This window comes from Pseudomonas sp. JC1203, assembly GCF_056175065.1.
The window spans coordinates 13,666-26,615 of the sequence record NZ_JBWCAM010000013.1 but is presented as its reverse complement, the minus strand read 5'-3'; the positions used below and the strand labels follow the sequence as shown (position 1 = coordinate 26,615).

Below are 12,950 nucleotides of genomic sequence, written 5' to 3'. Positions count from 1 at the left end.
CCGCACTGGTTATCTTTTATGTGCTTGGAGGGATGTTATGGGGTGCCCAGGCGTATGCCTTTACACAAAAGTGAGATTCGCTGGCATTTTTTGCGGGACGCTGCGAAAGGCAGGCGCACGCAGCCCGCGCAACAGGCTGGCGCCATACCTCATAGGTAGGAAGAAACGTGCGACGTGGCTTATCTGGCCGGTTGAGACTGTTCTCGGGTAGTCAGCCGGAATTGGCTGGGTGCCTCACCCACCTCCCGGCGGAAGAAGCGGGTGAAGTACGCAGCATCCGAGAAGCCCAGCCCAAAGGCTATCTGTTCGATGGGTTTCTCGCCAAAAATCAGATTTCGTTTCGCCTCGGTGATGATGCGCGCGTGAATCATTTTCGTCGGGCTGTGCCCGGTGGCAGCTACGCAAGCCGCGCGCAGTTGCGCCACGGACACGCCCATCATCGACGCGTAGTCCTGCAACGGCAGGTTCTGCCAGTAATGCTGATCGATGAGTTCCCGGTAGCGTTCCGCCAGGCACGTCTCATTGCGGGAGGCACCACCATCGTCAGGCTGGTCGAGGCGGGCTCGCCGAACCAGCAGCAGGAAAATCTGGGTCAACAGCGCTTCGGCGCCCACCACATGACCGAACAGCCTGGATTCCAGTTCCTGGGCCAGCCGCGTGATCAGGACAAAGAGTTCGCTTGCCGTGCCGGTCGTTGACGGCAACGTGATCATGCGGGGCAGGGACCACAACTGAATGAACTCGTGCAGGCGGGCGTAGAGCTGGGTCAGGTAAGACACCTCGATGGTCACGACCCACCGGTCCACGTCGTTTTCATAATCCAGGCCATGCACACATTCGGTGGGCAGCAACAGTACACACGGCCCCTCGAACGGCACGCTCGAACCTTCCAGATTCATCACCCCCTGGCCGCTGCGCACAAAGATGATCTGGCCGTACCCCGGATGCGCATGAGGTTCGGTTCGCCAGCGGCCCCGCTCGGTGACGTGCCCAATGTTGACGAACCAATGCTCCTGTTCCTCGCGACGCTCCACATACAAGCGCACCTTGGGTACCGTTTCAAGCGTGACTTTGGTGTTTGACTCGTGTCGATATTTTGTTTTCGAACTGTGCGTCATAACGTCTCCTTGGCACAGGCCAACGTGTTGACCCGGTGCATGCCAATTAGCAAATCACAGCCTTGCGCAGAAAGTAAACCCTCTCTCACCAATGGTTTGGATGGCGTCAGGCGCCCTGCGACGCGCCGAAAAGTGGACGCTTGCCGTGTCTACCATTTGGTTAACTCAAGTGCCGCAAAACTCACTGGACCGCGAACCGGGCCCGGTTGATGATCCTCAACGAACGTCCCAGCAGCCAGGCAGTGAAATTCGAGGATGCGACGGAAGTCTTGACTGACAACAATAAAAAAACAGGTCCGAGAGGAAACAGTGGAAATTATCCAGAAAGGGAGACGCCTCGAAAACCGTTGGGGCGTAGTCGTCCTGCTCGCATTCGGATTGATGATCGCGTGGACCGACCGATCCAGCATGTCGGCCGCCATAGCAGACCCTCAATTCATCAAGGAATTTACGCTGACGCAGGTCGAGAGGGGCTGGTTAGGTTCATCGGTCTTCTGGGCGTACGGCATTTTACAACTCCCCATGGGCTGGCTGGTGGACCGCTATGGGGTCAAGTGGCCGTACGCAGTCTGCTTTTTTCTCTGGTGCCTGGCAGCGGCGGCCACCGGCCTGGTGGCTTCACTCGGCGCGCTGCTGGTGGTGCGCGTCATCATCGGTGCAGCCGAAGCAGTGGTGGTGCCCGCGACCTATCGATACATAGCCAACAGCTTCGAGGAAACCCGGAAGGGCTCTGCGCTGGCCATCTATGCAATTGGCGGCAAGATGGGGCCGGCAATGGGCGCGCCCCTGGCGGCCTGGCTTATCGCCGCCACCTCCTGGAACGTCATGTTCATCGTCACGGGGCTGGCCGGGCTGGTGTGGCTGGTGCCCTGGCTGTTGATGGTTCGGAACGACTTCCCGGACCGCGCCCAGTTGGCAGAAAGAAAGCAATACGCGGCAACGGTGCCGCTGCGCAACCTGCTGGTGAGCCCGGTGGTGTGGGGCGGGCTGATCACGAACTTCTGTTACGCCTATTTTGTTTTCTTCTGCATGACATGGATGCCTGCCTACCTGGTCGAACAACGTGGCTTGTCGTTAAACCAGGCGGGCCTTTATACGGCACTGAGCTTTTGTGGCGTGGCGGTGGGCGCCGGGCTGAGCGGGTGGGCGGCAGACCGATTGATTCTGCGCGGGCACGACGCGGTCAGGGTGCGCAAATCCTTCATGGTGGCCGGCTTCGCCGGTGGCATGACAGTGTTGTTCGGCGCTTACGCGTCGACCGTACCGATGGCCCTGTTCTGGAACGTGCTTTCCCTGACGCTGGTTGGGTTGGTCACCACGAATAACCTGGCCCTGGTGAAGCTGACGCTGATCCCCAAGCAGGCCACCGGCTTGAACACCGGGCTTCAACAAGTTGCGACGAGCCTGGCGGGCGGCGTCTCCGCCAGCCTGTCGGGCTGGCTTTTGCATATCGGTCACAGTTACACGCTGCCAATGTTGGCGATATTCGTTTTTCTATTCCTGGGCGTCATCAGCACGATTGTTCTGATGAGGCGCGCGTGGGCACCGAAGGTCAATGGGCCCGAAGAAGCCACCTTACTCATCAACAGCCCAACCTTGAACAGTGGCCAGGCGTAGTTACCGATACGGCCGATAGCTGATGTGCTTCGAGTTATAACAATAATGACGAGTAGGGGACTAAGGTCATGGCGATGGATGTGCTGAAAAATACAATGCTCGGATTGTTTGGCTTTGCGCTCTGTGGTTCTTTGGCTGCTGCCGGTCCTGTAAGCAGTCGTGCAGCATGGGTGTACTTTGGAACCCACGGCGATTACATTTACAACGCTGTCTTCAATCTTGAAGACGGCAGCTTTTCAAATGTGCAAAAAGCGGCAAAAGTGGTTCGCCCCACCTGGTTTGTTCAAGACCCTGGCAGTCAGTATTTATACAGCGTCAGCGAAGTTGGAAACAATGGCGAGTCCAATGGCCAGGTTGTCGCCTTCAGTATGGACCGACAGTCCGGTGCATTGACTGAACTCAACCGCGCCGGGTCGGGCGGAAGTGGCCCGACCAATATGGTCTACGATAAATTTCACAACAGCCTTGTCGTGGCCAATTACGGGGGCGGCCAGGTGGCGGTTTTACCGCTTGCAGCCGACGGTAAAGTTCAGCCGGCCAGCTCGGTACTTGCGGACTTTGGCAGCGGGCCATCCCCCCGGCAAACACAGGCACATGCGCACAGCATCACGTTAGTGAACAAAACCCACGACCTGCTGGTGCCTGACCTTGGCGCTGACAGGGTTTTTATCTACCAGTTGAACGGCAAGGGTCATCAGTTGACCCAAGGCGCCACGCCGTTTGTTCAAATGGCACCGGGCACCGGACCGCGAGGGATCGAGTTTCAACAGGATGGCAGGCACGGGTTCCTGCTTTCCGAGCTTTCGGCACAGGTGCGTTGCCTGACCTGGGAGCCAGGAACGAAAACCATCAGTTACGGCGCCTCGGTCGATACCTTCCCGGAAGGCTTCACCGGGCCGAAAAGCGCATCGTCGATGCAGATTGGTCGCAACGACAAATTCCTCTATGTCGCCGACCGCAGCACGGATACGCTGGTGGTTTACCGCATCGACCAAGGCTCATGCCTTGAGCCTATTCAACGGATCAGCTCGGGCGGTAAATACCCCTGGGAATTGTCTATCGGCCCTGCCGGTCATTGGTTGGTCGTGGTCAACCAGAAATCCAACAACGTGACCTCCTTCAGAATCGATGATCAAACCGGCAAGCTCACCCCGAGCGGTTTCGAGGCGAGCATCCCGGAACCGGTGTTTGCCCACTTTACCGGCTTGGTCCCGCCGCAACGATACGCTGATCAACCCCGCTGAACTGGGTGAAATTGTCGATGAACTGCCCCGCCAGCTGCCTGGCGGTGGCGTCGTAGGCCTGCTTGTCCGCCCAGGTGTTGCGCGGGTTCAGCAGCCGGGTCTCGACACCTGGAACCGCCTTGGGCACCGCCAGGTTCAGGCCCGGCAGGTGCTCAGTCTCGACGTCTGCGAGGGCACCACTTTGAATGGCGGCGATGATTTGGCGCGTCGTCGGGATGCTGAAGCGCTCGCCAGTGCCGTAGGGGCCGCCGGTCCAGCCCGTGTTGACCAGGTACACCTGCGAGCCGAACGCTTCAATGCGCTTAATCAGCAGGTCGGCGTATTCACGCGCTGGGCGGGGCAGAAACGCTGCGCCAAAACAGGTGGAGAACGTCGCCTTGATACCGCCGCCTGAACCCATTTCGGTAGACCCTACCAGCGCCGTATAGCCCGACAGGTAGTGGTACGCCGCTGCGTCCTTGCTCAGCATGGATACAGGCGGCAGCACGCCGGACAGGTCGCAGGTCAGGAAAATGATCGCCTGCGGTTCGCCCGCCAGGTTGTCCCTGGTACGTTTTTCCACGTGCTCCAGCGGATAGGCGCACCGGCCGTTCTCGGTCAGGCGGGTATCGGCGTAATCGGCGGTGCGGGTTTCACTCAGTACGACGTTCTCGACCAGGGCGCCAAAACGTATCGCCTCCCAGATGATCGGTTCGTTCTTCTGGCTCAGGTTGATGGTTTTCGCGTAGCACCCACCTTCCAGGTTGAACACCACGCCTTCGCCCCAGCCGTGCTCGTCGTCACCAATCAGGTAGCGTTCCGGGTCTGCGGACAGCGTGGTCTTGCCGGTGCCGGACAACCCGAAGAACAGGGTGGTGCTGCCATCGTCACCCACGTTGGCAGAGCAATGCATCGGCAGCACTTCATTGTGCGGCAGCAGGAAGTTCTGCACCGAGAACATGGCCTTCTTCATTTCGCCGGCGTACTGCATGCCGGCGATCAGCACTTTGCGCTGGGCAAAGTTGAGGATCACGCAGCCTTCGCTCCGGGTGCCGTCGCGCTCGGGAACGCAGTGGAAGCCTGCGACGTTGAGGATCTGCCACTCGTCCTTGCCCTTGGGGTTGTAGGCCTGCGGGCGAATGAACAGGTTTTGCCCAAAGAGCTGCTGCCAGGCCGTCTGCGTGGTCATGATCACGGGCAGGTAATGGTCCTGATCGGCGCCTACATGAACCGTCGAGACAAACTGCTCGCAACCGGCCAGGTAGTCCTGGACTCGCGCCCACAGGGCATCAAACCTGTCTGCATCGAAAGGGCGGTTGACCTTGCCCCAGTCGATTGCATCGCGGGTGCCCGGTTCCTCGACGATGAAACGGTCCTGCGGCGAACGCCCGGTGCGCTCGCCCGTGGTCACGACCAGGGCGCCGGAGTCGGCCAGTTGGCCCTCACCACGCTCAATCGCTTTTTCAACCAGCCAGGCGCGGCTTGGATTGAGGTGTACAGCACGGTCAGTTACTACGGTCATTTCTGCTTCCCTTGGCATGGCGCCAGGCTGGGGTGCTGAACAAAAGGCATGCCGATGACTGCGCCCCCGCGTGCCCTTGACCAAGGCGTTAGGGGGCGCAGCCATCCGGCACTACGCTGGGGTCTAGCGATGGGGGGTTCGCTGGGCGGCGTTTAGCCCAGGTTGCCGGTCACGTCGTCGAACAGTTCGTCAACCGACATGGCGCGCGGAATGATCTTCTGGTCGAATGCCCAGTCGATCGCGGTCTTCAGCCCCTTGCGGTTGGCTTCAAGCCCCAGTGGCGGGAACACTGCGGGCACACCGCCTTCTGTGAGCGCGCGGCTCTCGGCGATCATGCGGTAGATTTCCTTCACCACTTCGGGGTGTTGCCTGGAGATGTCCTGGTGAATGGCGAACATATGGTTGATGGGCACGAAACCTTCGCGTTCGTACCAGGCCTTGGCGGCGTTATGCGCATCGGGTACCAAGGTGCGTACCCGCGGATCCTTGGGCATGTCTTCGCCGAGCAGCGCCGCGTCGAGTTCGCCATCGAGCATCATCTGCGGGATATTGGAGCCTGCCGGCAGGCGCACGCAGTTTGCCGGGTCACGGTATTCAGCCAGGTGGCCGTCGCCGAGCGTCATCCAGGTGACCTTGTCGAGGTTGACGCCGTACTCATGGCGCAACACGCCGCGTATCCATAGCGCGGTAGTCTGCGAATAGGTGCGCACGCCCACGCGCTTGCCTTCGATGTCCTTAGGGTCAAGGTGCCCCAGTTCAAGGTTGAAGCCGGCACAGTGGTGCTGGAAGCGCCCCGAAATCGGCGCAGGCAGCAGGACGTAGGGTTTGCCGTAGGCCTTGGCCTGCAGGAAGGTGACGATGGCCAGTTCACCGGCATCGAACTGGTTCTCGCGCACCATGGCCTTGAAGCCGTTGTGTGCAGGGGTAGGGCCGCAATAGTCGAGCGTGACGAGGTCGGACGTCACCCGTCCATCCTTCATCGCCTTGGTGACCGGATAATCAGCCAGGTTGGTGCGCAGGGTCAGCGCCATGGGAAGCTCCTTCGAATGTGCGACGGGTTCAGAGTTTGACTTCGATCAGGCAGGGGCCGGGCTCGCGGGCGGAATTGGCCATGGCCTTATAGAAACCCTCGGCGGTGTCCACGGCGACGCTGGGTACACCCATGCTTTTCGCCATGGCCTGCCAATCGATGCTGGGGCGGTCGATGTCGATCATCGATAGCGCGCGTTCCCCGGGCGTGCCGGCACCCATGTTGGCGTACTCGGCCTTGAGGATGGCGTAGCTGTTGTTGGCGAAGATGATCGTGGTGACGTTGAGGTTTTCGCGCGCCTGGGTCCACAGCGACTGGATGGTGTACATGGCGCTGCCATCGCCGACCATGCAGAACACCCGGCGGTCCGGGCAGGCCAATGCCGCGCCGGTGGCCACGGGGGTGGCGTAGCCGATGGAGCCGCCCATGTTGTTGATGAGGTCGTGCGGCTGCGCGCCGATGGTCAGCCCGATGGACTCGCGGCCAGTGGTCAGCGACTCGTCCACCAGGATGCAATGCTCGGGCATGGCCGCTGCCAGTGCGTGGGCAATGCTGGTGGGGTTGAGTGCGCCGCTGGGCACCGCAGTCTGGATACGTGGCTGCAGAATCGCGGCCACACTGCTGGCCCCCAGCGCCTGCAGCAACATGTCGAAGGCCAGTTCGCTGTCCTCGTCGGCTTCGACGAGTTCATGCACCATGGTGCCCTCGGCCTTGAGCAGGCTTGGCTTGTCCGGGTAGGCGAAGAACGCCACGGGCTCGCGCGTCTCGACCGTGATGATGTGCTTGAAGTCCCTGAGGAAGGCCATCGCCTGGGGCACGGCGTAGGGAATGCGCGAGATGGGCACGAAACCCGCGCCGCGCTCGATACGCGCGGTGAAGAACTGCGAGCCCAATTGCGCCCCGGTGGCCGCGGCTACACGCCCGGCCTTCTCCAGCGCGCCGCCACGTGTTGCCTTGTTGGCGAGGATGATCAGCGTCGGTTCACCCGAGCGCAGCACGCGCGCGACGTGCTCGACGCGCTCGGCGCTCGGTGCCTTGCGCCGGGCTGCCACGGGCGGCGGTAGCACGGGGGCGGCGCTGGCCTGCTGCCACGAAGCGTCGCCAGGCAGGATCAAGGTGGCGATCTGCCCGGGATGCTCGCTGGCCTTGGCCACCGCCTGGGCGGTGTCCCAGGCGATGGAGTCGGCCGACCCCACGCGGTGTACCCAGTGGCTCAGCGGGCGCGCCAGGCCTTCAATGTCGGAGGTCAACGGCGGGTCGTACTTGAGATGAGACGCGGAATGCTCGCCGATGATATTGACCATGCCCGACGAGGCGCGCTTGGCGTTGTGGATGTTCGCCAGGCCGTTGGCCAGGCCAGGCCCCAGGTGCAGGAGTGTGGAGGCGGGCGTGTCTTTCATGCGGTACCAGCCATCGGCAGCGCCGGTGGCGACACCTTCGAACAGGCACAGCACGCTGCGCATCCGCGGGTTGCCCCCCAGCGCTGCAAGGAAATGCATCTCCGAGGTGCCCGGGTTGGCAAAGCATATGTCCACGTCCTGGTCGACCAGGGTCGCGACGAGACTTTCTGCGCCGTTCATCTATCAGTACCCCGCCAGTTCGCGCGCCTGGCCAACCACGCCGTAGGAGCGTTTGGGCGCCGACAGCAGCACGCGGTAGCCCTCGTCCAGCAGGCGCCGATGGTTGTTGGCCGTCACATGCGGGTTGCCGACGATGACGTCGTGCTTGCGGCAGGTCTCGACGATGCGGCGCATGGCGTCCTGCACTTCCGGGTGCTCGTACTGGCGTGGGAAGCCCAGTTCCTGGCTGAGGTCGCCTTCGCCGATCAGGATGAAACCGATACCGGGTACGTTGGCGAGAATGTCATCCAGGTTGTCGATGGCCTGGGTGCTTTCGCACATCAGGCCCACCAGGATTTCACCCCGTGGCGCCAGGGGCCAGACGTCGGCCTTGTCGTAGTACTCGGCCATGTTGAGGCCCCAATAGCGCGCGGCGTTGGCCGGGCCGTCGCCGCGTACGCCCTTGGGCTCGTACAGCGCGGCGCCTTTGGGGCGGGCATAACGGCAGGAGGCCACAGCGTTGTAGGCCTGCTCGACGGTGGCCACGTGCGGCCAGATCACGCCATAGCAGCCGCGGTCCAGCACCTGCTTGGCGAAGGTCTGGTTCATCTCGATGCCGTTGGCCGGGATGCGCGCGATCGGCGTCACCCGTGGCGCCACCGAGCCCGATTCGGCGATCTGCTTGCGGCTCAGCATGTATTGCAATGAGTCGCCCAGGGCGCTGACATCGTACGGGTTGTGTTCCATCTCGTAGACGATGCCGTCGTACGGGGAATCGCTCATTTCTATGGCGGTCTGCTTGTCCAGCTTGGCAAAGGCCATGTAGGCCGGGTTGCCGGATTCGAAGGCGCGGATAATGCTGTTGAGACGTGTATTGCTCATGTTCACTTCCTCATGAAAGGGGGGGCGGACTCAGCGCAATGCCGGGTACAGCGCTTGCGCGGTCTTGCCGAAGATCCAGTGGCGGTCTTCGTCGGTGAGGCAGGCCAGGCCCTTGCGGGCCGTCGCCAAAATTTCTTCGAGGGTGCCGGGCGAGGTGGGGAAGTTGGAGCCCCAGGCCATGCGCTGTGCACCGAACGCCTTGACGACCAGGGGGAAGAAGGTCTCGGCACTGGCCTGGTCCTTTTCCACGTCGCCGAAGATGCGCGGCGTCAGCTTCAGGTAGATGTTGGGCAGGTCGGCCAGCGCGAACAGGCTGGCGGCGTTGGCGTAGGGCGGGCCGTCGAGCACGTCGGGGCGGCCGAGGTGGTCGAGGATGATGTTCACCCCGGGGAATTTCTCGGCCAGCATGCGCACGTAAGGCAAGCCGGTGGGGCCGGTCTGGATGCACATCGGCAGGTTCAGCTCGGCGAGCATTTCCCAGGCCTTGAACGACTTGGGGTTATCCAGCTCGCTGGGGTCGAAGTCCTTGGTCGAGCCACCGGTGAAAATGCGCAGGCCGGCGAGGCCCTTGTCGACCCAGGCCTTGATCGCGGCGGGCACGTCGTCGGCCAGCATGTCCACCGAGCCAACGGCGGCGAGCCGATCCTTGTACTGGTTGCAGCCGTCGACGACGTAGCTGTTGTCGAAGCCGTAGGTGGTCGAGGAGTGGACGATGGCGGCCTTGGCGACGCCGGCTTGGTCCATGGCCTGCACCAGTGCCTCGACGGTGTTCGGGCGCTCTTGCGACCAGTCCGAACGCTTGCCGAACAGCGGTGCGGGCGGGTAGCGCTTCTCGTCGTCCGAGATGATGTGCGGGTGGATGTCGATAATGTTCATGCTCTGCCCCTGCCTTATTTGCCTTTGGCCTTCAGATGCTTGTCGAGACGCGGGTAGACGCGGCGCACGTTGCCTTCAAAGATGGCGTGGCGGTCGGCATCGGTCAGCGCGGTGCAGGCATCCAGGTAGCGCTTGGTGTCGTCGAAGTAGTGATCGGTGTCCGGGTCCCGGCCGCGTACGGCGCCGACCATTTCCGAGCCGAACAGCACATTGCTGGTGGGCACGACCTTGGTCAGCAACTCGACGCCTGGGTGGTGGTAGACGCAGGTGTCGAAGAAAACGTTATCCAGCAGGCCTTCGAGCGGGCGCTTGGCCATCTCCAGCGACATGCCGCGGTAGCGACCCCAGTGGTAGGGCACGGCGCCGCCGCCATGGGGGATGACCAGGCGCAGGGTGGGGAAGTCCTTGAACAGGTCGCTTTGCAGCAGTTGCATGAACACCGAGGTGTCGGCATTCAGGTAGTGCGCACCCGTGCCGTGGTGGCAGGGGTTGCACGAGGCGGCGACGTGGACCATGGCCGGTACGTCCAGGTCGCACATTGCCTCGTAAAGCGGGTACCACTCGCGGTCGGTGATCGGCGTGCCGGTCCAGTAGCCGCCGCTGGGGTCAGGGTTCAGGTTGCAGCCCACGAAGCCCATCTCCTCCACACAGCGCCGCAGCTCGGCGATGGAGTTCTTCGGCGGCGCCAGCGGCGACTGTGGCAGCTGGCACACCGGCACGAAGTTGTCGGGGTAGAGGTCGCAGACACGGCGCACGAGGTCGTTGGAAACTTCGGCCCATTCCAGGCTGGTGCGCTCGTTGCCCAAGTGGTGGCTCATCAGCCCGGCGATCGGCGAGAACAGGGTGAGGTCGCCGCCGCGTTCTTGCTGCAGGCGCAACTGGCCGTTGCCGACACCCTCGCGGATCTGTTCATCGGTGACATGCGCGCTAGCCAGGGGCGGCGCGCTGAGCGGGTCGTCGGCGAACTCGATTTGCTTGGCGCGCCATTCGCGGAACGAAGCGGGTACGGTGGTGAAATGACCGTGGCAATCAATAATCATCATCTGCTCCGGAATATTCAGGCCTGGGGATCAACGAACAGCTCGGCCATGGCCATGCGCCGCGGCGTCAGGCCCTGCTCGAAGGCGGTGGCCTCCAATGCCTCGATGGTCTTGCGGTTGGCTTCGATGCCGTAGGGCAGCGGGTCGTGGCCGACTACCTGGCGCAGTTCGAGATACTTTTTATCGGTCTCGCTGGTGGCATCGCCGCTATCCAGGCGGGCCAGGTAGTCCTGCTTGGCTTGCTCGAAGGCGTTGTAAATGGCCTTGGCCACCCACGGGTGCTCGGCAAGAATCGCGTCCTTGACGACGATGGTGCCGTGCATGGGGTAGACGCCGGTGCGTGCGTAGTATTCGGCTTCGATTTCAGCCGCATTGAGGAAGAGGTCGGGGTAGTCGGCCGCCACTTCCTTCCAGCCGTCGGTGGGGTTGCCTGTGCGGCCGATACCGGCGGCGCCGCCGAACCCTGCAGCCAGTTCGCCGTCAGCCATCATCTCGGCCAGTGGGCGGGTGGCGTGGATGACGTTGGCGGGCAGCTTGAGCTGCGTCACGTGCTCTTCGTCGTCGACCACCCAGGTGACCTTGCTCGAATCCAGCCCGAACTCGTCCATCAGCACCTGGCGGGTCCACACGCCCGTGGTCACCGAGTAGGCACGCACGCCGACCTTCTTGCCTTCAAGATCCTTCGGTACCTTGATACCGGCATCCGGGCGCACCAGCAGGCCTGAATGGTGGAAGCGCCGCACGACGAAAATCGGCAGGGCGACGAAGGGGGCACCATAGGCGCGAGCGATAATGTAGGTGGTGGGGGCGATTTCACAGACATCGAATTCGACATCGCGGACCATGCGGCGGAAAGCGGCGATCTGCGGCTTCACCGTGATGAATTCGGCGTCCACGCCTTCGATCTTGATGGCGCCGCTGCGCAGCGCGGCGGTGTGTGGATGGTCTGCGATAGCAATCTTTAGGTGAACTGACATTGATCTTTCCCGAGTGGTGATTTTTGTCAAACGGCTACGTGTGGACCTATGGTGCTCGCGAGTGGCGTGCCGGTCGATTGAGTAAAAATGGGTTAGGCTTAACGAAATGGTAAAGTCACTGAGGAGCACCGCATGGCAGAGTTCGACTGGTACCTGCAGGTCAACCTGAAGGCGCGGCATTTGCGCCTGCTGGTGGCCATCGACACGTACCGCAACCTGACCCAGGTGGCCGAGGTCACCCACGTGACCGTGCCGGCGGTGTCTAAGTCGTTGACCGAGCTTGAGCGGGGGCTGGGGCTGGCGTTGTTTTCACGCACCGCGCAGGGCTTGATGCCCACCCCCTATGGCGACTGCCTGATTCGCCACGCGCGGTCCATGTTGACGGTGCTGCATGACGCCCGCGACCAGCTCAAGGCCTTGAGTTCGGGGGCAGAGGGCAAGATCCGCATCGGCATGCTGCCGGCCTCGGCCTCGGTGCTGCTGCCCCAGGCACTGGAGTTCCTCAAGCAACGCTCGTCCAGTACCAATGTGACGATCATCGAGGGTACGACTGAGTCGCTGCTGCCCGAGCTCTGGCAGGGCCGCCTCGACCTGGTGGTCGGCCGGATGCCGCCCCCGGGCACGCTCGGCAGCTTTGAAGAGAAGGAATTGCTGGAAGAGCCGGTGGTACTCATGACCGGCCTGCATCATCCGCTGGCCCGCAAGAAGACCGTGGAATGGTCGGACCTGAGCCCTTACCCGTGGATATTGCCGCCGCCCGGCTCGCTGCTGCGCGACCCGCTGGAGCGGGTGCTGGAAGCCAATGACGTACCGCTGAGCAGCAACTACATCGAGACGCTGTCGATTCACGTTGTGCGGGCGCACCTGCGTGTCTCTGATTCCATTGCCATCATGGCAGTATCGATCGCCAGTGACCCCGTGCAGCCCCTGCATGTGCTGCCATTGAGAATGCCCCGGCTGGTGCGGCCGGTGGGCGTGTTGTGGAACCGCAACCGTGACCTGTCACCCAGTGCCGAGCTGATGATCCAGTGCCTGGAAGAGGCGGCCCGGCATCAGTCGGCGCGCCTGGGCCACCTTTCACCCGCGTAGCAGCGCTGTGCTGGATC

At 62.3% G+C, this 12,950-nt stretch carries 11 protein-coding genes; 3 read left to right on the top strand and 8 right to left on the bottom strand.

Annotated elements, in window-relative coordinates; all coding sequences use genetic code 11:
• Nucleotides 1-179: 179 nt before the first annotated feature.
• Nucleotides 180-1,118 carry a helix-turn-helix domain-containing protein gene (locus AC0SZ7_RS19360; RefSeq protein ID WP_475505896.1) on the bottom strand — a complete coding sequence of 313 codons (939 nt, stop codon included), beginning with the start codon at nt 1,116-1,118 and terminating at the stop codon, nt 180-182.
• Nucleotides 1,119-1,427: 309 nt separating this feature from the next.
• Between AC0SZ7_RS19360 and AC0SZ7_RS19355 the strand changes: the two genes are divergently transcribed.
• A complete protein-coding gene (locus AC0SZ7_RS19355) occupies nt 1,428-2,735 on the top strand; it encodes an MFS transporter (protein WP_475505895.1) in 1,308 nt (435 codons plus the stop codon).
• Nucleotides 2,736-2,803: 68 nt separating this feature from the next.
• Complete coding sequence (locus AC0SZ7_RS19350) at nt 2,804-3,979, top strand: lactonase family protein (protein WP_475505894.1); 1,176 nt, start codon at nt 2,804-2,806, stop codon at nt 3,977-3,979.
• Here the strand turns inward: AC0SZ7_RS19350 and AC0SZ7_RS19345 are convergent.
• The 7 genes from AC0SZ7_RS19345 to AC0SZ7_RS19315 all read right to left on the bottom strand — a co-directional run bounded on the left by AC0SZ7_RS19345 (nt 3,933) and on the right by AC0SZ7_RS19315 (nt 11,844).
• A complete protein-coding gene (locus AC0SZ7_RS19345) occupies nt 3,933-5,480 on the bottom strand; it encodes a phosphoenolpyruvate carboxykinase (RefSeq protein ID WP_475505893.1) in 1,548 nt (515 codons plus the stop codon). The two genes, AC0SZ7_RS19350 and AC0SZ7_RS19345, sit on opposite strands and share 47 nt — an antisense overlap.
• Before the next feature lie 152 nt (nt 5,481-5,632).
• Nucleotides 5,633-6,511, bottom strand: a complete 879-nt coding sequence (locus AC0SZ7_RS19340) for a substrate-binding domain-containing protein (RefSeq protein WP_475505892.1) — start codon at nt 6,509-6,511, stop codon at nt 5,633-5,635.
• A 28-nt stretch (nt 6,512-6,539) separates the two neighbouring features.
• Nucleotides 6,540-8,090, bottom strand: a complete 1,551-nt coding sequence (locus AC0SZ7_RS19335) for an acetolactate synthase large subunit (RefSeq protein WP_475505891.1) — start codon at nt 8,088-8,090, stop codon at nt 6,540-6,542.
• A gap of 3 nt (nt 8,091-8,093) precedes the next feature.
• Complete coding sequence (locus AC0SZ7_RS19330; RefSeq protein ID WP_475505890.1) at nt 8,094-8,951, bottom strand: HpcH/HpaI aldolase family protein; 858 nt, start codon at nt 8,949-8,951, stop codon at nt 8,094-8,096.
• 30 nt (nt 8,952-8,981) lie between these two features.
• On the bottom strand, nt 8,982-9,827 hold the full coding sequence (locus AC0SZ7_RS19325) for an amidohydrolase family protein (protein WP_475505889.1): 846 nt from the start codon (nt 9,825-9,827) through the stop codon (nt 8,982-8,984).
• Nucleotides 9,828-9,841: 14 nt separating this feature from the next.
• Nucleotides 9,842-10,867, bottom strand: a complete 1,026-nt coding sequence (locus tag AC0SZ7_RS19320) for an amidohydrolase family protein (protein WP_475505888.1) — start codon at nt 10,865-10,867, stop codon at nt 9,842-9,844.
• Nucleotides 10,868-10,884: 17 nt separating this feature from the next.
• On the bottom strand, nt 10,885-11,844 hold the full coding sequence (locus AC0SZ7_RS19315) for an ABC transporter substrate-binding protein (protein ID WP_475505887.1): 960 nt from the start codon (nt 11,842-11,844) through the stop codon (nt 10,885-10,887).
• 132 nt (nt 11,845-11,976) lie between these two features.
• On the opposite strand from AC0SZ7_RS19315, the gene AC0SZ7_RS19310 reads away from it, so the two are divergent.
• Nucleotides 11,977-12,933, top strand: coding sequence for a LysR substrate-binding domain-containing protein (locus tag AC0SZ7_RS19310; RefSeq protein WP_475505886.1), 957 nt, complete (start codon nt 11,977-11,979; stop codon nt 12,931-12,933).
• Nucleotides 12,934-12,950: the final 17 nt, after the last annotated feature.